This is a genomic window from Cohnella boryungensis (assembly GCF_042651945.1).
Lineage (GTDB): Bacteria > Bacillota > Bacilli > Paenibacillales > Paenibacillaceae > Cohnella > Cohnella boryungensis.
This window is the reverse complement of record NZ_JBHSED010000071.1, coordinates 122,284-143,360: the sequence shown is the minus strand read 5'-3', so window position 1 is coordinate 143,360 and position 21,077 is coordinate 122,284. Positions and strand designations below refer to the sequence as shown.

At 51.9% G+C, this 21,077-nt stretch carries 13 protein-coding genes; 10 read left to right on the top strand and 3 right to left on the bottom strand.

All coding sequences use genetic code 11. From position 1 onward, the window contains the following. The first annotated feature begins 105 nt into the window (after positions 1-105). The 8 genes from thrC (at position 106) to srtB (ending at position 14,075) form a co-directional block, all read left to right on the top strand. Positions 106-1,302 carry a threonine synthase gene (gene thrC, locus ACFO1S_RS27360; RefSeq protein WP_204604604.1) on the top strand — a complete coding sequence of 399 codons (1,197 nt, stop codon included), beginning with the start codon at positions 106-108 and terminating at the stop codon, positions 1,300-1,302. Positions 1,303-1,405: 103 nt separating this feature from the next. Beyond that, on the top strand, positions 1,406-2,266 hold the full coding sequence (locus ACFO1S_RS27355; RefSeq protein WP_204604603.1) for an AraC family transcriptional regulator: 861 nt from the start codon (positions 1,406-1,408) through the stop codon (positions 2,264-2,266). A 121-nt stretch (positions 2,267-2,387) separates the two neighbouring features. Further along, a complete protein-coding gene (catA, locus tag ACFO1S_RS27350) occupies positions 2,388-3,047 on the top strand; it encodes a type A chloramphenicol O-acetyltransferase (protein ID WP_204604602.1) in 660 nt (219 codons plus the stop codon). A gap of 565 nt (positions 3,048-3,612) precedes the next feature. Beyond that, the gene (locus ACFO1S_RS27345; protein WP_204604601.1) at positions 3,613-4,422 is read left to right on the top strand and encodes an NmrA family NAD(P)-binding protein; all 810 of its coding nucleotides are present in this window, start codon (positions 3,613-3,615) and stop codon (positions 4,420-4,422) included. A gap of 128 nt (positions 4,423-4,550) precedes the next feature. Then, positions 4,551-5,327, top strand: a complete 777-nt coding sequence (locus tag ACFO1S_RS27340; RefSeq protein ID WP_204604600.1) for a TetR/AcrR family transcriptional regulator — start codon at positions 4,551-4,553, stop codon at positions 5,325-5,327. A gap of 103 nt (positions 5,328-5,430) precedes the next feature. Further along, a complete protein-coding gene (locus ACFO1S_RS27335; protein ID WP_204604599.1) occupies positions 5,431-6,366 on the top strand; it encodes an alpha/beta fold hydrolase in 936 nt (311 codons plus the stop codon). A gap of 265 nt (positions 6,367-6,631) precedes the next feature. Continuing rightward, a complete protein-coding gene (locus ACFO1S_RS27330; protein WP_204604598.1) occupies positions 6,632-13,276 on the top strand; it encodes a DUF7601 domain-containing protein in 6,645 nt (2,214 codons plus the stop codon). Between the two features lie 19 nt (positions 13,277-13,295). Continuing rightward, positions 13,296-14,075, top strand: a complete 780-nt coding sequence (srtB, locus tag ACFO1S_RS27325; RefSeq protein ID WP_204604597.1) for a class B sortase — start codon at positions 13,296-13,298, stop codon at positions 14,073-14,075. Between the two features lie 99 nt (positions 14,076-14,174). Here srtB and ACFO1S_RS27320 read toward each other — a convergent pair whose 3' ends face one another. Beyond that, positions 14,175-15,023 (bottom strand): copper amine oxidase N-terminal domain-containing protein, encoded by an 849-nt coding sequence (locus ACFO1S_RS27320; RefSeq protein WP_204604596.1) that lies wholly within the window; start codon positions 15,021-15,023, stop codon positions 14,175-14,177. Between the two features lie 351 nt (positions 15,024-15,374). Between ACFO1S_RS27320 and ACFO1S_RS27315 the strand changes: the two genes are divergently transcribed. Both ACFO1S_RS27315 and ACFO1S_RS27310 read left to right on the top strand, forming a co-directional pair. Further along, entirely contained in the window at positions 15,375-17,273 is a 1,899-nt protein-coding gene (locus ACFO1S_RS27315; protein ID WP_378127936.1) for a hypothetical protein, read from the top strand. A 34-nt stretch (positions 17,274-17,307) separates the two neighbouring features. Next, positions 17,308-17,826, top strand: coding sequence for a YbjN domain-containing protein (locus ACFO1S_RS27310; RefSeq protein ID WP_204604594.1), 519 nt, complete (start codon positions 17,308-17,310; stop codon positions 17,824-17,826). Positions 17,827-18,025: 199 nt separating this feature from the next. Here ACFO1S_RS27310 and ACFO1S_RS27305 read toward each other — a convergent pair whose 3' ends face one another. Both ACFO1S_RS27305 and ACFO1S_RS27300 read right to left on the bottom strand, forming a co-directional pair. Beyond that, on the bottom strand, positions 18,026-18,550 hold the full coding sequence (locus ACFO1S_RS27305) for a hypothetical protein (RefSeq protein ID WP_378127934.1): 525 nt from the start codon (positions 18,548-18,550) through the stop codon (positions 18,026-18,028). 463 nt (positions 18,551-19,013) lie between these two features. After that, complete coding sequence (locus ACFO1S_RS27300; protein WP_378127932.1) at positions 19,014-20,846, bottom strand: lytic polysaccharide monooxygenase; 1,833 nt, start codon at positions 20,844-20,846, stop codon at positions 19,014-19,016. Between the last annotated feature and the right edge of the window lie 231 nt (positions 20,847-21,077).

Below are 21,077 nucleotides of genomic sequence, written 5' to 3'. Positions count from 1 at the left end.
AGGAGCGATTCGCTGGAAATTTCAAAAGTTCCTTTCCAGCCCCTCGGGGACTGGAAACTGACTTAAAGATGCTTTCAAAAGATACTATACGAGGAGAGAAAGGCTATGGTATGGGAATCATCGGAAATAGCAGGCAGAGCTAACGATTGGGACGGGGAGGAGCTGCGCAGACGATTCGATCAACGGCTTGCAGAGAGGGGGACAGTGTGGGCCAGCGGTGTATGGAGATATAAGGAGCTGATCGCGCCCGAGCTGCCGATGGAATCGCTGGTCACACGCGGAGAGGGGAACACCGGGTTATACTCGCTTGAAGCAGCCACCCGATATGCGGGCATTCGGGGAGTAGCAATGAAGGCGCAGAGTGAAAATCCAAGCGGGTCTTTCAAGGATAACGGGATGGCCGCAGCGGTCTCCCATGGGCTTTCGTTAGGCAAGCGGATATTCGCGTGCTCGTCGACAGGCAACACCTCCGCTTCGCTGGCTATGTATGCGGCCTGGTGCGGAGGTTCGGCTTTGGTATTCGCTCCGGCACGGAATGTAGCTGCCGCCAAGCTGCTGCAGACAGCCGCTTTCGGAGGCAAGCTCATTCGCTTCGATGGGACGTATGATGACGGTATAGTCTTTCTGGAACGACATGCAGAGGAGCTCGGGCTGTATGTCTGCAATTCCGTCAACCCCTACCGCATTGAAGGGCAGAAAAGCATCGTGTTCGAGATTGCGCAAAACCTGGGCTGGCAAATGCCCGATTGGATTGTTGTGCCGGGCGGCGCGCTAAGCAACGTGTCCGCGCTTGGAAAGGGACTCGAAGAGCTGCTGGCCTTCGGATTGATCGACCGGCTGCCTCGCATTGCGCTAGTGCAAGCAGAGGGGGCGAGTCCTTTTCACCGTATGGTGGAGCGAGGGGACGAGCGGTTGGTGCCGGAGCCTAAGCCATACACACGGGCCAGCGCTCTGAACATTGGCAATCCTCCTAGCTGGCCGAAGGCTCTGCGCGCCCTGCGAGCGACGAAAGGGTTGACGGTGGCGGTCAGCGATGGAGAAATTATGGATGCCAAGCGTATAATCGACTTATCCGGACTGGGCTGCGAGCCGGCGTCTGCGGCTACGCTGGCCGGATTAAGAAAGCTCGCGGCTGAACAGCGGATCGATAAGGACGAGACGGCCGTGTGCATTCTAACGGGGCATATGCTGAAGGATACGGAGGCGCTGGCAGAGCTGTATTCGGCGCCATCGCATGGAGAGAAGCAAGCCGTTCAGGCTGAGCCCCTGACATTGAATCGTGTGAGGACGTATTTGACGTAAGAACTTGCAGGATGTTTCTGCTAGACCTTGCAATTTGGTGCACGGAATGCACGGAAACGATAGTCTCGCCGATATATATTGAATTTGGAGAGGGTGATCGCGAATGGATTGGGTGGATAGAATGAATCGTGCAATCAGCTATATTGAAGAGCATATTACGGGAGAGATCGATTACGAATCGGCTGCGAAGGTCGCTTGCTGCTCAGTCTACCATTTCCAGCGCATGTTCTCGTTTATTACGGAGGTTCCATTATCGGAATATGTGAGACGGCGGCGGCTGACGTTAGCGGCTTTTGAGCTTCAGAACAGCTCGATTAAAGTGATTGATCTTGCGCTTAAGTACGGGTATGACTCGCCGGAGGCCTTTACAAGAGCCTTCCAAAACCTGCACGGGACTACTCCAACTGCAGCGCGCAGCAGTGGAACAAAGCTCAAAGCCTATCCGCGAATCTCCTTCCAAATTTCGATTAGAGGAGCTGCCGAGATGAATTACAGAATCGAGGAATTGCAGGGGTTCTCCATCGTGGGGGTGCAGGAGCGTGTGGATACAAGCAATGCCTTCAATACGATCCCTGGCTTATGGGCTAACGCCGCACAAGAAGGACTCTTCGAGAGACTGTGGGAAATACGGGCAGCCGATCCTAGCTTGAGGGGGATACTTGGCGTATGCGCGGACGGGGACTTCGGTAAAAATGAAGAGTTTCATTACATTCTGTCCATTGTGTCGGATCAATCCCCGCCAGGGCAAATGATAAGAAGGGACTTTCCGGCAGCAACCTGGGCCGTGTTCGAGGCCGAAGGAGGGCCGGAGGGCATCGGGGAGATATGGAAACGCCTGTACACCGAGTGGCTTCCGGTCTCAAGCTACGATCTTGATTATTTGCCTGCTATTGAGTGCTACCTGCCCCCGGAGGAAAACAAAAATGAGCTATGGGTGGCCGTTGTCAAAAAGCAAACCGTATAGTCTCCCATGGGAAACAATGTGTTAAAATGGAAAGCAATAATAGACGAGGAACGTGAATGAGGATATGGTTAAGGCAGTTGAAGTGCCCTCCTAAAATCTAAAAATTTTAGGAGGGTACAAAATGATTTTTAATCTGATTGATCGGGATAGCTGGGCGAGGCAGCCTTATTTCGAACATTATTTGAACCATGTTAGATGCACCTACAGCATGACAGCCGAGTTGGATATCACTTTGTTGCGGTCTGAACTTAAACGCATGGGGATGAAGCTATATCCGGCCTTGATCCATATGATTGCGACGGTGGTTAATCGTCACTGCGAATTTCGAACTTGCCTGGATTCGAAGGGACGATTGGGTGTATGGGATCGGATGTCCCCCAGCTTCACCCTGTTTCATGAGGAGGATAAGACCTTCTCAAGTATTTGGACTCCTTACAGCGAAGAGTTTCAATCTTTTTACGATGGCTATCTTCAGAAGACGGAAACGTACAAGAATGCGAAGCAGTTATTTCCGGATACGAGCGAACCGCCGAACACATTCCCCATTTCCAGCATCCCTTGGGTTAGCTTTACCGGATTTAACCTGAACGTATACAACGAAGGAGCCTATTTGCTGCCCATATTTACAATGGGCAAATACCACTGGCAGGACAGCAAGCTGCGGCTACCTCTATCGGTGCAATTCCATCATGCCGTATGCGATGGTTATCATGCCGGCGTATTGCTTAACGAGCTTCAAGAATTGGCGACGGGCTGCAAGAGCTGGCTGCCGGGTAAATGATCGGGGGAAATGAAGTTGAAGGTTAAGCTTGATTCCTTCCTCCAACAACGCGCGGGACAGGCTGTCGAGCTTAATTTTGAATGCGAATCCCCGGAGATAGTGTATCTTTGGTTTCATCAGTAAATTGCAAAAGGAGCGGCAGCGATCGCCGGGTCTGTGATTAAGCCGTGGGGACATACGACAGGTTTATTTGCCGACCCCGAGGGCAATATTCATTCGCTGTTCGCCGTTAACTTCAACAATAGGTCGTCTCCGTAATCAAGATATTCCCGCATGGAGGGGAGACAGCAAACAACGGGCGAGGTTAATCCTCTGCCCGTTGTTTTTTCTTCGATTGCCGCAGGTGTCAATGCAGGCGTCTGCGTCTCTTGGAGATATCGGCAAATTGCAAAATGCATTCATCGCGCTTACACTTTTGTTGACAAAATCAAAATATCCGGGATAAACTGGAAAGTGGTTAAACATTAAACTATATAGACAAAGCGCGTCAAGAAGAGGGGCGTCGGCTTCTCTTTGCTCATATAGTTAAATATTTAACAATATTGGCGAGTGAAAGGGTGTCTTCATGAAAATCGTACTGACAGGTCCGACCGGCAAGCTGGGCGGGATGATCCTCAAGCAATTGCTATTTCGATGCGATGCGCAAGACTTGATCGTAAGCGTCAGGGAGCCGCATAATCTGGGGCAATGGACAGGCTCTCATCTGCAAGTGCGGTATGGCGATTACGATGTACCGGAATCCCTGGAACCGTCTTTTCGCGGAGCGGACAAGCTGATGATGGTGTCCTCTCCCTGCATGGACGAAACCGTTCGTCTGCGCCAGCATCTCTCCGTCGTCGAAGCCGCTCGCCAGGCCGGAATCGGGCATATCGTCTATACCAGTATTTTTGCACCGGAGAAGGGGAGGTTGCCCGTTCACAGGCTTCATCTGGAAACGGAGCAGGCTATTCGAGATTCGAAGATTCCGTATACCTTCCTGCGCAACGCTTATTACATGGATATCGTCAGACTTCTGGGCATTCGGGAAGCGGCTGCGAGCGGAGTCTTGGTCAGCCCTCCGGGAAAATGGAGCTTTAATACGGTCTCGCGTCTGGACCTGGCGCAAGCCGCAGCAATCGTTCTTACGGAGGCAGGGCATGAGAATCGGACTTATGAGCTGACTCCGATGCGGACTTGGGATTTGGATGATTTGGCGCGATCCATCACAGAGGTGACGGGCCGGAAGGTAATTCATCGCAAAGACCCCGGATATCGGAATGACCTCTACCGGATGCTGCCGTTTTCCGATATGAATTTTGTATCCGATGATTTGGTCAAGCTGGTGGGGCAGCCTCTGCGCTCTGTCGCGGACGAGGTGCGGGACGTCTTCGGTTAGACTGAAGAGTGCCTTTCTCATTTCTAAAGCCCCCAAGATTGACAAAATTGTGCATAAGAAATATGATATTCACGTACTGTTTAGTACGCAAATGTTTGTATTTATTTTAGTTAAGGGACGAATATCCAATGAGTAATTATGACAAGATTATGCAGGTTGTGGAGGAGCTAGCTTCACAGTATCCATTCGATCAAATCAGCTACTCTAGCATTGCAGAAGAAGCAGATGTCCATTGGACAACAGTGAGAAGACACGTGGGCAGTAAAGAAGACCTGCAGAAGCTGCTGTCCCAGAAGCGGCCTGAACAAGGGAAGCTGCATTCCGATACTCGTACTCGAGTGATGGATGCGGCCATTAAGGTGTTCGCAACGCATGGATATTCCGGCGCAACTATGGATCAAGTTGCTGTTGAAGCAGGGCAAACGAAAAGTGTGGTGTACTGGCATTTTACCAATAAAAATGACTTGTACTTGGCCATATGTGAGCGAAATCTGAAGCAGCAGGCGGCTTCACTTCCTCAACAGATTCAAGGGATTATCCAATCGGAAGATCGGGTGAAGGCGTTGGCAGCATGGCTACAGGGGCAATTGGCGGAATGCATCGGTTTGCCGAGGAAGCCTTTGTTGTTTGTTGATTTTTATACGTCGAGTCGTGATTCCGATGTAAGGGAGAAGGTACGAGGGCTGTTTGAGAAGTTTTACAAGGAAATAACACGCTTGTTTCAAGCCCTTCAAGGGCAGGGGTTAATCAGAAAGGATATTAAGGCTGAGTCATTAGCGATTTTCGTTCAAACGGTTCTCAATGGGATTATACAATCTTGGCTCATGGCGCCAAAGGACATGAGCATGGACAAGTTTGCGCATGATTCGGCGCAATTGCTTTGGAGCAGCTTGGCCATAGAATAATTTTTCGTAATAGGCGGCTTCATCTGACTAGAGATTGAAGCCTTACTTTATCACTATAACGTACTAATCGGTACGTGAATATCCTTAGAAAGGGAGAAAATGGATGATTTTCGTTATACTCGTGCTTGGGTTGTTATTCGTTTTATATTTATATAACAGATTTAGCTACAAGAGAGGACAAACTAAGTTCCCTCCTACAGGCAAGTTTGTAAGGGTCAATGGCATTCCATTGCATTATATGGATCAAGGCGAAGGGCGACCGGTTGTCTTTTTGCATGGAGGCATTCTCCGAGGTAACGATTTCCATAAAGCAATAGAACTTGGTGTGTCCAAGGGGTACCGCATGCTTTCTTTCGATCGCCCTGGATACGGCTATAGCGGGCGCCCGAGAAATGGGAAGGATCCCTTTACCCTTATCGATCATGCAAGATTGCTTCATTTGGCTTTAAAGGAAATAGGTGTAGAGAAGCCAATTCTTGTTGGTCATTCTTGGAGCGGGCTATTGGTATTAGTGTATGCGTCCTTATATCCAGATCAATTGGCAGGGTTGGTAACCGTAGCCGGCGGGATGTATAAGGAAGGGTATCCAGCGGAAAAAGGGGATCCCATCTCCAGGATTGTTATAACCCCCCTTATAGGCAATCTAATTATGAACACCCTATTGGTGCCATTAGGAAGGATCATGGTGCGGGGTATGATGAAAGTAACTTTTGCGCCGGAACGTGTTCCAGCGGATTACGAAGAAGAAGTTCTTGCTTTTTGGCTTAGACCTTCGCAATTCAGAGCAAATCGTGAAGATGTGCTTCAGTTTGTCCCAGCAGCGGTATATATGGAGAATCAATTTACCCAAATTCAAACCCCAACTGTTATTGTAGTCGGCGAACTGGATCCTTTCCCTACAAAAGAGCATAGCTATAGGCTTTACCGTGAGTTATCCAATGCTGAACTTATTGTGCTGCCTGAATCCGCTCATATGATTCCACATACTCAGCCAGATGTGATTATTAATGCTGTTGATGCACTAATTGAGAAGTTATAAAACTTGCCTTTCCAGACAGCGCGGTAAGCCTTATCATAAGTGACTGCAATCTCCCATTGAGGGATCCAAACTCTTTCCCCCTGCTCTTGCCGGGGGCTTTTTTGTCGGGGGGAGCTTGTATAGATTCTGTCTAGTTCCGGGTGATAGACTGATAGAAAATTGTGGAATATCGACCTTCTCTGTCGTTTATTCCTCTTGATCCTTTTTTGCAGTGATCTTTCTACAGACGTAACTCTCGGAAAATGAAATGGAGGATGTTTGGAACGTGAGACAAAAGCGATACAAGAACAAGGCCGCGTTGTCGGATATTTGGAACGTGGGACGTAAAGGAAACCTGTTCAAGACAGCGTTGTCCTTCTGTTTGGCGATTTTGCTGGCCTTACAGACCGTGACGTTTACGGCTTCGGCGAATCAGCCGGAAGAGCCCGAATTTACGGCACCCGAGCCGTCTGTAACCGAAGTGGTGTACGAGGCTCCAGAGGGTGCTCTTATAATGCCGTTAGCGGTGGGGCCGGAGGATAAAACAACGGTGTTCATGGGGGCGAATTCAACCTTTCCGTTGACGGTACAGCAGGGCACCCCTCTTGCTGTTATTGCGCCTGACGGAACCATTCAAGGCAGACAGCCATTCACGCTTAAGTCGGAAGGTCTCAAGGTGCCGGTGAATGGCGACGATCCTAATCCGACCAATGCCGATCACAGCCTGTACATTCAGCAGGGTGACTGGATTGAACTGCCGAGAACAGACCACTTCCAAGAAGTGGTGTTGCCAACGGCCACCAAGTCCTTGATGGCACAGACGGAAACCGGCCCGAAAAAGCTTGGCACCGCCTATTTCACTCCTAGCAGCATCAAAGTTGTGTTTGACGGAGATGAAGGCTTTTTCAATGGTGTCGGACGAGCGGTTACGTTCAGCTTTGAAACCACCGCTAATTCGGACCTGACAGGTTTAAATTACGGCGAGTCCATGCCGATCACGATTTTTGGGGGAGCTTATCAGCTCAAAAATCCGGACGTCACACCGGCATACAGCATCACATTGACCTCGCCGGGAATGGTCAGGTGGGATCAGTATAGCTATCGCGGAATTCAAGCCGCACAATTTGTTGAGGGAGCGATTACGTGGCAGTCAACCGTATCCGCTTTCGATCAGTTTGATCAAACAATTAAACTGCCGCTGGACGGGAAGACGTTTTATACGAACCCTTCAACCTATAATACCTCTGGTAATGTCCGCGGTATTTATGTGCCAGATACGTTCAAAGTAAATGGAGTTCAAGCTACCCCAACCATCGGCGGGGACGGATCGCTGACGTATATGTTCCCAGTAGGGACAGGTGAAGATCCGAGGGTCGAATATAAAACATGGATTCCCAAGGGGGGCTACTATTACGAGCACCAGAATCCGCCGAACAATCTTGGTCGTAGCTATCGGGTTATGCGTGGTACAGTGGAACTGAGACAGGACAATGACAAGCTTGTGGAGGCGGGTCAGGAAATTTCCTTTGCCCCCGACTGGATTCAAGCCAGCGCTTCGTATGACCACCCTAATGAAGAGATTACATGGACGATCATTGTGAACAAGTATAACAAACAAGGGTTAAAGAACTTTGCCATCACTAATGTGCTGCCTGCAGGGCTGGAGTTTACCTCGGCCACATGGCAGACATGGGCAAGTGGCGTGGCATCTGAAGAAAAATCGATTACTCCGGATGGAAACAGCATGTACTCCTTCGGGAATATCGACGGTAAAGTTCAACTGATCATCAAGTCCAAAGTGAACAGCGGCTCCAGCTTCAGAATTGATCCTCGTGCCAACTGGGAGTTGGATACACCAGATGGCATACAGAACAACGATGTAATAACCGGCATAAGACCTGCCGCAGTGACAGACGAGGCAATTGTTACCATCGGCGCTCACACTTTTGCGAAAAGCGCCGCTATTTCAATGGAGGATTACAACCTTGGCAGCATCACATGGACCGTCAGCCTGACTCCGCAATATGCCCTGCCAAATGCGGTGGTATATGATGTGCTGGTGCATGGCGGAGATTTGAATGTCTTGGACAACGCCGTGGATGAAACCGGCGAGGTTTCCTCGGAAACGATTGCGAAAATCAAAGCAAATGTAAATACGGCACAGCTTTGGAAGAAGTACCACATGAATACCCTCAAGAGCGCGAATGGTTTGACCTTGAAGGTTATTCCGTTGAAAGTGAACGATGAAGTGGTGGCGGATTTGATCAAGGTGACCGGGTACACCACCGACCAACTTGCATCCTTCAGCTTCCGTGCGCTTGAGACCAACCCGGCTATCCTCTTCAGGCAGGATATTAACGTAGAGAAAACGCGCTGGAATCGGGCTCTGCTCTTTGACGGTGAAAAAGTAATGCAAGCACAATATAGCGTCAACCTTCACCTGCGTATGCTGAACAAGGATATGCTCTTTGCGTCGAGGCCATTGAAGATAGACGGTACGCCTGAAAACGTGACTCCGAATAGCGTCGGTAGCTACATCTCCACCGATGACAACGAGGCATGGACGATTTCGGCCTATGACCGGACGACCAAGACCGTTACCTTCCGCTTAGGGGTAAATATGCCGGGGTACAACACGGTCGAGATGGCGAAAGACGGCGGAAGTCGAGTCATCACCAATGTGAAGCTAGTGGATACCCTGCCGGAGGGCTGGGAGTTCGTCCCGTTTTCCGCGGAGAAGGATTTTGAGCTTTGGAAAGGTTATTCGGACAATGGGAGCGGCACCGGCTATGGGGTTCGAAATAACGCCGCAGCCCTCATCGAGCCGAACGCCCCTGCCCATGTGGTCAGCTTCTCACCTAGCGGGAACGTAGGCACCTTCACCTTCTCCAAGCTGGAAAGCCCTTATGTCATTCTGGTGAAGGCAAGACCTTCCAATTCGGCTCTGGAGAAATATTTGGAGGAATACACCACTAACGGTACAAGCAAGCAGGTGCTGTATAACAAAGCCGACCTTCATATGACATGGGGCGGAGTGGAAAAGGTTCTCACCGAACAGCGCAAGGTCATTGTGCCTGTTCAGGCGCTGGGCAAGTCGGTAACAAAGCCGTTTCCCGGCGTGCTGGAATGGACGGTGAACTATTACCCGCCATATCACATGGAGGAAGACGTTTATTTACAGGACACTCTTGGGGCGGGTATGAACCTGCGCAAGGATGAAAGCGGCAAGCTCGTACTGTCGGCACCTAGTATGGCGGTTTACCGTGCCAAGCTGACCGCGAGCGGCGCTTTGGAAAGGGACGGCGAAGCGCTGGATCTCGGCGACCCGAATAGTGAAGTTCAGGTAGAAGCCGAACCGGGCGTGGACGGCACGACAGTTCTAAAATTTACGATGACCGACCCGAATAAGTTCTACCAGTTTGTGTACCAGAGCGAGGTTGACCCTTCCATAGCGAAGGCTGGCGACAAGATGGGCAACGAAGTAAAGCTGATGGGCGATGACAAGCTGAAATCCGTAAGCGCCAAAAGCGAAAGCACGCTGGACAGCTCGGACGTAGCCGGCAGTTCAAGCTCCAATGCCCTGCTGCCTTTGAAAAAGGTGGACCCGAGCGGCAATCCGCTGAATGGTGTAAAGTTTACGCTGTATAAGAAAGCTGACGGAACGCAGGTCGCCACTGGAGAAACTTTAAGTGGTGGCAAGCTCAATCTGTTGTTCCCGAATCCGGGCCTTTATGAGCTTAAGCAAACCTATATTGATACAACCACATGGCTACCCACTACGAAAATTTATCAGGTGTATGTAGGAAATACGCCCGGCAAGCCTATCTGGGTTGACGGCGTAAAAGTAACCACCGGGGATCCGCTGATTGTGCCGACTCCTGTTGCCGGCAAGCTGGCCATCAGCAATGAGGTGAAAGGCAACGGCGCGGACACGAACAAGGCGTTTACGTACACCGTTACCTTTGAGGGCGAGGGCAAGGATGCCAGCTATCCTTATACCAAGTCAGACGGCACGAGCGGAAGCATCGAGTCCGGCGACACCTTCACGCTCAAGCATAACGAGAAATTAACGATCCCGGTGCTGCCCGCGGGGCTCGGCTATACCGTCACCCAGACGAATTACGCGGCAGACGGCTATAGCGCTACTCCTGTCGGCTTGGCGCATACAGGCAGCATTCCTGCGAACGACACGGCGGAAGCGCCTTTTGTAAACATCAGAAACGTCGGCGACCTGCGGATCGGCAACACCGTGGAGGGGAACGGCGGGGAACAGAACAAGGAATTCGTATATACCGTCACGTTCACAGGTATTGGGGAAGGCGGAAGCAAAGATTATACCTACACCAAGCAGGATGGCAGCACCGGAACGATCAAGTCCGGAGAGACCGTCAAGCTTAAGCACGACGAAACCGCTGTCTTTAAGGACATCCTTGCGGGTACCGGCTATACCGTCACCCAGACGAATTACACGGCAGACGGCTATAGCACCGACCCTGACGGCCTGGTGCATACAGGAAGCATTGAAACCGGTTCTGAGAAAATTGCAAAGTTTGTCAACACCCGAATGGTGCACGGCAATCTGCTGATCGGTAATACCATGACCGGCAACGGCGGCGATAAGACTAAAAACTTTGTTTACACAGTAACGTTCACGGGTTATGGTGCAGGAGAAGAGTACACCTATACCAAGTCGAACGGCGACTCAGGAAAGATCAAATCCGGCGAGACGATCACACTCAAGCACGACGAGACGGTCGCCATTAAGCTGCCCGAGGGACTTACGTACACCGTTAAGCAGGCAGATTACTCAGCTGAGGACTATGTGACCACTCCGTCTGGATTGGAATTGACAGGTACCATCGAACAGTCGAAAACTGCCGAAGCCAAGTTCACCAATCACAAAGATTCGCCTGGAAATCTGTTAATCAGCAATACGGTGGTTGGCAACGGTGCGAATTCGAACAAGGATTTTGAGTATACGGTCAACTTCGCTGGAGCAGGTGCTAGCAGAACGTATACCTATCAATTCAACGATGGCACGAGCGGAAACATCAAGAACGGCGACAAACTCACACTCAAGCACGGACAATCGGTTACCATTGTTGGCATTCTCAAGGATACGTCCTACACAGTCACGCAAACGGACTATACGGCAGACCAATACACGACCGATCCAGCGAGCTTGAAGCAGACAGGTGTCATCAAAGAAAATGAAACGGCTCAAGCGCCTTTTGAGAACGCCAGATACCTTCCAGGAACACTTGCCTTGGAGCCAGAAATTCAGAAAGTGCCTGGAGACGGCAAAACGCCTTCTGAACTGACAGCCACCCTCACGGGAACGGACGGCAAACCGGTAGAGGGTAAGGTAATTGTGTTTACGGTAGGGGGCACTGAAATCGGACGGGCTACCACCGACAAAGACGGCAAGGCCACGATCAAATATACGCCGCCGAAGTTGAGCGATACAACGCCGGAGGAGCACGAGATCACTGCGACCACCACGGCGACCAGCCCATCAGGCGTGCCATACAACGAGGCTAAAGCCATTGTGATCACGATGCCGGCGGCGCTCACAGGCGTTCTGAGGGATAATGCGACCGGGCAGATTATCCCCGATGCGGACATTATCGTGAAGAACGTCAAGACGGGCGATGAGCATTACATTAAAACCGACGGCGAAGGTAAGTATTACCACCCGGTTCAGCGGGATGAAGAGTATACCATTACGTACAACAGGATGATCGCGATTGGCGGAGTGCTGACGCCTGTGCCATTCAGGCAAAAGGGAATCATCGAGGGCACCGATCCTACAATCGAGGGCAACCTGATTCCTGCGGAAATCACAGCGGTAGGCATCGTGCTCTTCAAGCAGCCTGACGGACAAAGTGCGTTTCTTAAAGGGGCCTTTGCCGACAAAATGCACATCTATTTGAAGGATGCCAACGGGCACTATATCGAGGAGAACGGCAAGCCAAAAGCGTTCCCTCTTGATAGGATGAACGGCACCTTCGCCGTGGAAGGTTTAATCACGGGCACGTATATGATGGAAGTGAGTTATGAAGTTGAGCCGGGCAAGGAATTGAGGCTCGTTAAGGACGTCGAATTGAACGTGGCGGCTAACGGAGAACTCAATATCTCTCAGGAGCTGGTTGATCCGTACGGCATTGTTTACGATGCAAATAAAGGAATGTCGGCACCAATCGAGGGAGCTACGGTGACGCTGTATTATGCGGATACGAAGCGGAATAGAGATAATGGAATTACTCCGGGCACGAAAGTAAGTACCTTGCCTACGATTCCGGGCTTTGACCCGCACAATAACAAGAACCCGGATCAGGACAGCGACGTAACCGGTTCCTATGCGTACATGGTATTCCCGGAAACGGATTACTATCTGGTTGTAACGAAGACGGGGTATGAGACGTACACGAGCGGCACAATCTCTGTCGAGTTTGATATCGTAAGACACGACGTACCGATGAAACCGAATAGTTCCGGAGGCAACAACGGCGGCGGCAACAACGGCGGCGGCGGAACCGACAACGGCAATCCGCCTGGAGGCAACAACAACGGAACCGACACTGGTAATCCGCCTGACGGCAACAACAATGGAACCGACAACGGCAACCAACCTGGCGGCGACAACAATGGAACCGACAACGGCAACCAACCTGGCGGCGACAACAATGGAACCGACAACGGCAATCAGCCTGGCGGCAACAACAACGGAACCGACAACGGTAACCCGCCTGGCGGCAACAACGGGTCTGGCAACGGAATTGACGCCCGACCGCCTGAAGATGACGAGCTGGACAACGTTCCGAAAACAGGAGACAGCGGCACATCTTCGACTTTCTACATGGCGCTGGCGCTGATCGCCTTGATCGGACTCCGAATCGCTATGCCATTCAGAAAGAAAAAGGTCAACTAATGCGGGGAGGCGATAAGAGATGAAAAAAACAAAAAAAATCCTTATCGCCTTGTCCGTTCTTCTGCTGGTCTTTGCTGTGGCAGGCCTTGCACGGAATCTCTTACGGGATTATCAAGCCCAGAAACAGATCGACGAGCTGACACAGCAGTTGGAACAAACAAGATCGGACACGGGCGGGGTTGTGCAAGCCCCCCTGCTTTCTATCAAGCAGGCGAGCGAACCGGTCATGCTTCCGGAGTTTCAGGAGCTTTACGAGCGGAACCCTGACATCATCGGTTGGCTGACCATAGCCAATACCCGAATCGACTATCCGGTCATGCAGAACCTGCAGGATGCGGAGTACTATCTCGATCATGATTTTGATAAGAAGGAAAACAAAAACGGACTCCCCTTTCTGGACGCTCAAAACACGATAGACGATTCGGACATTCTACTGCTTCACGGTCATAACATGAAAAGTGGTCTGATGTTTGCAGATTTGCTGAATTATAAGAAAGAAAGCTACTATAAGGAACATTCTACGATCCAGTTCAACACTCTTTACGAGAAGGCGGAATATGAGATTGTTGCCGTTATCCTCTCGGAGGTTTATCGCAAATCGGACGACGTCTTTAAGTACTATCAGGTGGAGAAGGCAGACTCACCCGCCGAGTTCGATTCTTATGTTCAAAACGTTAAAAAACTCGCTCTATACGATACGGGTGTGGCCGCCCAGTACGGCGACCAGCTAATTGTACTGTCGACGTGCGAATACTCAAGCGAAAACGGTCGGTTAGCGGTGGTAGCTCGCAAGCGTTAGATCCCACCGAATAACGAAGTTTATAAGTAAAATGCAGCTCGCATCCTAACGGATACGCGCTGCATTTTTATTTGCCGGTCACGGCCCCTGCGGCTTAAGTTATACGACCGTATTGATGATAACCTTCAGAAACCCGTTCCTTGCAGCCGTATCGACGAGTTGTCCGATCGATTTAACTGCGGCATCGTTAAATAAGTACCATTGATCTTCAGTAGCGTCGTGCAGCAGAGCGGCCGGATAACCTTCCAACAGCTCAGAGGGAAACGCGTTAAGTAGAGAATAAAGATCGAACCGTTTGACGCTGTTCCCTTTCTCGTCTAAAAAGTCATACTGGGCGTTCTTATAATACGAACCAGGCGTGTCGATGTCGGCGTTCCACGCGTATTTGGCAGGCGCTTCGGCTTTTGCACCTTTGTTTTCCGTAAACAGATGATAAATCGCTTCGTGATAGGCATTCCCACTGACTTGTTGGACTACGCCGCCCATCGTCATGCGATATTCTTGCTGTAATGCTTTCACCTTGACGCCTTCAATGGCCAGCGGCGCAGTATCGACAGTTACGGTAGAGCCGCTGTAATTAACCTTGCAGCCAAACGTCTCCGCAATAAATCGAAGCGGAACGAACATCCGATCATCCTTGACATACGGCTCTACATCCATCTGTAACGCCTCATCGTTTTTCACCGCGGATTTGCTGTTTGGCTTCAGCATGACTTTCATCTTATTTTTCGTGAGCGTGACTTCCGAATTCGACCAATTCACCTTTGCTCCCAAATTCTCGCTGATAATACGCAAGGGCACCATTATACGATTATTTTTCGTTTCGGGCTTTGCATCGGATGAGACAGCAACACCGTCAATCTTGATTTGACTGTCAGCCGCATACGCAGGCAACGATGTCATAAACAGCGTTAAAGCAAGGAACGTACCTGTGATTACCTTCTTCATTTTTCTGGCTCCTTCCTGGCTCAATATCGCTTGTTATCTCTCCGCAATCTTTGATGTCTGCCACTCCCCCTATTAGACGAGCATGATTTATTTTTGTTTCAACCATTTGTTTTGTATAAGGACAGATTAAGTGAATTGCCACAGGCGGTTTCTTTGGTATTTTCACCGAATCATTCCATTAAGAGCCAATTTGTTATATGACAAATTGATGACAGGGCTCACTATTCGTCGGGGCGTCCTTCTTCTATAATTTTCTGATCGTGATCAAGCAGCCTGATTGACTGAGTATGTTGAAAGTAACAGGATGGCGCTTATTCGAGTATTCACTATATTATAAAGGGGAGAACCCCTATGCCGCCGAAAGGCCATATTGCGAACCAGACAACGAGCGGCCCCGTGTCAACAGGACAAGGGCGCTCCTCATCAGGCCTCAGAGCGGCATCCGGCGCTTCGGCTCAGCGCAGTCAGGAGCTGGACAAGCTTCGCTGGCTGCAGATGACCGTTGGCAATCAGGCGATCATGCAGATGATGGCGCAGTCCATGGCGAAGGCTCCAATGAAGGGAAAGGCCGGCAGTCATCGAGCGAAGACGCCTACGGCTAACGCGAATCCGGTTGCCAATCCGGCCGCAGGCCAGACCGCGAATCCCACGACGGCTCCGGCAACGACTTCGACTGCGAATACTGCCGTGAATACGCCTCAACCGACCGGGTTGGGGTTAATGCGTCTCAAGGTGAACGAAGCCAGGGATGCGGGAGGCTTCGGCCAAGCGGAAGCCTATAAGGAGGAGAGCTCTGCGCCGGATAACGTCGGCGATACGGCGGAGATGGCGAATACCGGCATCGGAGGGCAAACCGATACCTACCAGGGCGCTTCCGACGACCTGAAGGATCAAATTAAGGATGGCTCGGAGCAAGGGAGCGACGTCTCGTCGCAAAAAGTCGAAAAGGCAAAAATCGACCGGCAAAATCAGAAGCTCGGCGTTGCCTCGGGCTTGCTGGAGGTTGGCTCCGGCTTTGTCGGCCTGATTAATATGAAGAAGGCTATCGAGGAATCGAACAGCAAAGCGAAGACGGCGGGGGCTCTGTACGAAGGGCTGGAGAGCACGCAGAAGTCTTTCTCGGGTGTAGCCAAAGTGGTCGATAACGCAGCTAAGCTGGACGGCCATGATAAGGGCACCGGCGCATCGGAAGCGGTGGCCGGGTACAGCGGCAGCGTCGGAGACGCCTTATCCTCCATCAAGAGCGCTTTCTTCATGGTGAAGAGCGTCTATGGCCTATTCAAGGAAAGCTTCTCAGACGAAGGCATCGCTAAGGATGATGCGATCAAGGGCGGGCTCGAAGCGCTGCATAACGGGCTGGAGGCGGCGCAATCTGCCGTGAAGACCGTCAAGTCGATATTGGAAATTCTCGAATCCGGCGTCGGCAAGCTGACGGAAGCGATTCCGGGAATCGGCATCGCGATCAGCGGCGTCAAAATCACGATCAAAGTGTTCGATATGATGCAGTGGCATGCCTCCAAGCAGAAGATGACCACCATCAAGAGGGATTTCAAAACCAAATACGCCAATAGCGACATGGTGAAGAAGAACAGCTACACTTTGTTCGGCAGAGTCATTCATGAGTCTCAGGGCACGGACAAGGCGAAGATCGACGATCGCCGTAAAGCTTTAATGGATGTAATGGATGCCTCCAATTCAAGCTCAACCGAGGCTGAGAAGCAAGAGGCGCAAAGCGAGCTCGATCACATTCAGAACTACGAGCTGGCCAAGGAAATGAAATCGATCAACCAGAAACGATTGACCCGTGCGGGTATAGAAGCAGGCTTGGAAATGGCTAACCTTGCGGGCGATATCGCGACGCTTAGCGGCGCCGGCTCCGCGGTCGGCATCAGCTTGAAGGCGGCGGCCAGCGGCACGAAGGCCGGCATGGGCCTATTCCGCCGGATCAAGCAATACGGTCGCGACAAAGCGGCGAAATCCGGCGAGGACAGCGTATGGTCATCCCTGTTCGACGCCGATAAGTCGTCTGACAAAAAGCATGCCAAACGAGCCAAGGATGCCGATCTGATCCTCGATATGGTTGCCAAGCTTCCCGAACGCGACGATACGGACGAAGCGATTAATCAATATCGGCGAGTCCTGAATTTCATCGAAGCGACGGGATGCAGCACGAAGGCGCTGTTCAAGCTGAACGGAGATATCGACAAGCAGCGCGAGCTGCTGATGGAATCGATGAAGCAGAGAGATTAAGATGAAGAATCCGTAACGACAGGAGGGTGAACAAATGATTTCTGAACTGGAGCATGCGAAGCATCTGGCAGAACTCGGAGGGCTGCAAGCCGGGTTCGAGGAGGAAGGCTTGCAGACGGAATTGCTGGAGCGGTCCCCGGATATTCCGCTGCACGTACTGCTATTGGCGCTGGGTAAGGATAGACAGAATAGGGACCGGATCATTAACCTGAGTTTCGTGCCTATGCCAGAATCCGATATCGAGTGGATTAGACTCCTTCAGCTCTATTCAATCGTTCCTTGCGTCGTTGCGCCGGATCGAAGGAGCGCGGTGGAGAGCGTGCTGCTCGCGGCCAACGGCGTGCTGCCGCTCGGCCACTTCGGCATAAAGGAGGACGGCGAGGTATACGCCCGCTACGTATACACGGTTCCATCTTCGCGAACGGTATCGGGGGACGAGCTGCTGGAGGTTGTCTCGTTGTTTCATTATATGCTGGAAATGTTCGCGGATCGTATCGAGCGGGTAGCGAGCGGCGAGCTTTCCGCCGATGAGGCGCTGCAAGAGCTAGGTTGATGCCCTGACTCTTCTTGTGATCTGAGGAGAACCGCACCATCAGTAGAATGGTGCGGTTCTCCTCATTTCCTGGCCGCTTTCAAAACTGATTTAGGAAGCGCCGCTTCATCAGAATGCTTGCCAGGTGCACATGTGCCATGGAGGGGATTCGCTTGTCTTCGGGAATATTCTCGTAGATCAGCGGCTCCTTGCCGGCTTTTCAAAGCTGATCCCATTCATGATAGCATAACCGCTGCTCGCGATGCATGCAGCGTGCGGCCAGCGCGCGGATTTCCTGACTCATTCTTGAATTGACCGGATAGATAAGCTCCAGGTAATCGAGCAGTTTCAGAGCGGATTCGGGGGTTCTGTCGTACCCCTGAAGCATTCCGCCGAGGTTACCGGAGAATTGAGGGTAGCGTAGCTCCACTCTCCTCTCGTTGCCGAAGACGTCGGGAAAAAAATCTACCTCCGGCTCCAGTAGATGCAGGATGGAAAGCAGCCTGTCGATCGGATACCGTTGAATGAACAGGAATGCAGACAGCTTTTCCCCTCGCATGTATCGGCCCAGTCCGACATACAGATTCGTCAGCGCTTCGCCGACGGCATGGTCGAGGGAGGATTCACGTGTGGAGGGGAGAGGAGGGTTCCCTTCCCCGGAGTCCTTATTCTCATAGGAGGGGCGCTGCCAGATGAGCCTTCCTCCCGTATAGGCTGCCGTCTCCAATTCAGCCGGCTCGAACACGGCAAACTCCCATAAATCCCATCCTCAAATAGAAACTTATGACCAAGCTCGCAATTTTTAAACTGATAGGCAACGGGACAAACCTCATCGAGCCAACCCAGATCGTCAATATAAGGCTGCTTGCATCCCGGAGCAACGACGACAAAAAAATCGAGATCGGAATATTCATCTATCCGATCCGTTTCGATTCCAACCGACCCCAGCCCGATCAGGGCTAACGAACTGTCCCTTCTTTCCAGCGACCTGCCGATCTCGTCCAGTCTTTGCAGCAATGCGAATTTCTTGGCCATCGTTTTCCCTCGTTTCCTTGAAGTGTGAAGAAGCACGCAAAAAAGGGTCCAACCACGCGCGATTCGCGAGGTTGAACCCTAAGGTTGCAGTGCCTTCAATATGAGTTGAGCATAGCACAGCGTATTTCCAACGTCAATATTAGCCGGCGCTTCACCTCATGCCCAACAACTGCTTACGGCGTAGCCCCCCATACCAATACGCTGCTCTGGAACAATGCGACCTTGCCCCAATCCGCATAAGCGGTTTTCGTTCCGTCATAGGAGTAATCATTGTTCTCGTTGAAGTTGGACCAGTCTGTCTTGGCCATGCGCAGCTGGATTTCTCCGCTCTGTCCGCCAGCCAGGATAGAGCCGGCCGCAGATGAGAAGCTCAGCTCCACATAGGTGTCGGCGTTCGTGCCGGAAGCGGTGCCGAACGTGGTCGAAATATTCGAAGCGCCGATCTGCGCCCAATCGATCCAGGCGTTCATAGCCGCTGAGCCATCCTTGGTGAAATAATACCGAAGCTTCAGCGTGCTGAGATCGACTGCGGCGCTTCCGGTATTTTTGATGATGAAGTGAGCTTTAATCTGATTGTCGCTGGCGTTGCTATCCCCCGCCCGATACTGAACGATCAGGCTGCCCGTCGTGCTGCCTCCGGTTGGGGTTGCGCTCACCTGAGCCGAGTTAGCGCTGCTGCCCGCGCTGTTGGAGGCGCTGACGACATAATAGTACGTCGTGCCGTTGGTCAGGCCTGTGTTCACGTAGCTCGTGGTGCTGACGGTATCCACATTCGTGTACGGACCGCCAGCGGTGGCGGAGCGTTTCACCGTGTAGCTCGTCGCGCCGGTCGAAGCGGTCCAAGAGAGCGTCACCTGGGCGTTGCCCGCTGTTGCGGTCAGCCCCGTCGGAGCGGCGGGCACCGGCGTCGTGCCTCCGGTTGGGGTTGCGCTCACCTGAGCCGAGTTAGCGCTGCTGCCCGCGCTGTTGGAGGCGCTGACGACATAATAGTACGTCGTGCCGTTGGTCAGGCCCGTGTTCACGTAGCTCGTGGTGCTGACGGTATCCACATTCGTGTACGGACCGCCAGCGGTGGCGGAGCGTTTCACCGTGTAGCTCGTCGCGCCGGTCGAAGCGGTCCAGGAGAGCGTCACCTGGGCGTTGCCTGCCGTTGCGGTCAGCCCCGTCGGAGCGGCGGGCGCGGGGTTGCCCGTTACGGGTCCGATGAGCAGCCATACTGCGTCTACTCCAGGCGTTTGCCCGTGGGAGTACCATCTTGCTTCCCAAATATAACCGTCATAGACGACCTGTTCCCCGGCATTATACGGGCGGATCGAGCTCCAGTCGCGGATGGCGCCGAAGCGGTCCGGGTCTCCCGGGTACCCCGGAGCCGGCGTAGTCGGCTGCGAAAGATCGCGCGTCAGGTTTACGTCCATCGCTTGATAGAACGCATTGATCGTATCGAAAATATCCCATACCCCGACAATGACATGGTAGCCTTCCCGATCGTTCGGGATGAAGCAATCATTGTAGACATCCATCGGCGGCTGGGCGCCGTTATCCTCATAGCGGCAGAAAAGCTCCAGATTCGCGCGCGTCAGCGGCTGGTTCGGATCCCAGCCCGGCTTCGTAATATAGTAGTCCCAACGGTTGGTGCTATGATTGGCGACCATTTTCCAGTGGAAGGTATGAGGACCGCCGCTCAGGTCAACTTTTGCCCAGCGGTTCATGGTTTGCTCATCCAGCGGCGGATATTTTCCTCCGCCGGCAATCTGGCCGTCCGGCACGCCGATCTCCGGGAAGTCTCCGCGGCCTTCTACGCTCCAAGGCTCGTACTGTACGGGACCGCAATTTAAGTTCTGTCCGGTCATGCACAAGTCTCCGCGTCCGTCGATCAGCCAGCCATGCGCCGATGCGCGGTCCGCGAACAACAGAGAACAAGCCAGGATCAGCAGCAGGCCGCCCGTTGCGATCAAGAGAGTCTTAAATCTAGAGGGGTATTCCTTCAATGTTTCTGGAAATGACATTAAAATTTCCTCCCCAAAGGATAGATTGTAGAACGGTGAATCGGCAAAAGCGAATTCAAGAACGACATCATCTCCTTTTTTTGTGGAATAGTCACAATTTAAGCTCTGAATCAAAGCTATACTTTGAACAGGTAGACTTAAATTTAGATATTTTCCACTATGGAATGGTTCGCGGCGCGTTGAGCATGGAGAAGGGTGCGCTTTAATCTTACACGATATTCCAAATATGTA

What these genes read in the sequence shown, in the direction of transcription:
- thrC (WP_204604604.1), top strand. Translation starts at nt 106, where the DNA reads ATGGTATGGGAATCATCGGAAATAGCAGGCAGAGCTAACGATTGGGAC.
- ACFO1S_RS27355 (WP_204604603.1), top strand. Translation starts at nt 1,406, where the DNA reads ATGGATTGGGTGGATAGAATGAATCGTGCAATCAGCTATATTGAAGAG.
- catA (WP_204604602.1), top strand. Translation starts at nt 2,388, where the DNA reads ATGATTTTTAATCTGATTGATCGGGATAGCTGGGCGAGGCAGCCTTAT.
- ACFO1S_RS27345 (WP_204604601.1), top strand. Translation starts at nt 3,613, where the DNA reads ATGAAAATCGTACTGACAGGTCCGACCGGCAAGCTGGGCGGGATGATC.
- ACFO1S_RS27340 (WP_204604600.1), top strand. Translation starts at nt 4,551, where the DNA reads ATGAGTAATTATGACAAGATTATGCAGGTTGTGGAGGAGCTAGCTTCA.
- ACFO1S_RS27335 (WP_204604599.1), top strand. Translation starts at nt 5,431, where the DNA reads ATGATTTTCGTTATACTCGTGCTTGGGTTGTTATTCGTTTTATATTTA.
- srtB (WP_204604597.1), top strand. Translation starts at nt 13,296, where the DNA reads ATGAAAAAAACAAAAAAAATCCTTATCGCCTTGTCCGTTCTTCTGCTG.
- ACFO1S_RS27320 (WP_204604596.1), bottom strand. Translation starts at nt 15,023, where the DNA reads ATGAAGAAGGTAATCACAGGTACGTTCCTTGCTTTAACGCTGTTTATG.
- ACFO1S_RS27315 (WP_378127936.1), top strand. Translation starts at nt 15,375, where the DNA reads ATGCCGCCGAAAGGCCATATTGCGAACCAGACAACGAGCGGCCCCGTG.
- ACFO1S_RS27310 (WP_204604594.1), top strand. Translation starts at nt 17,308, where the DNA reads ATGATTTCTGAACTGGAGCATGCGAAGCATCTGGCAGAACTCGGAGGG.
- ACFO1S_RS27300 (WP_378127932.1), bottom strand. Translation starts at nt 20,846, where the DNA reads ATGTCATTTCCAGAAACATTGAAGGAATACCCCTCTAGATTTAAGACT.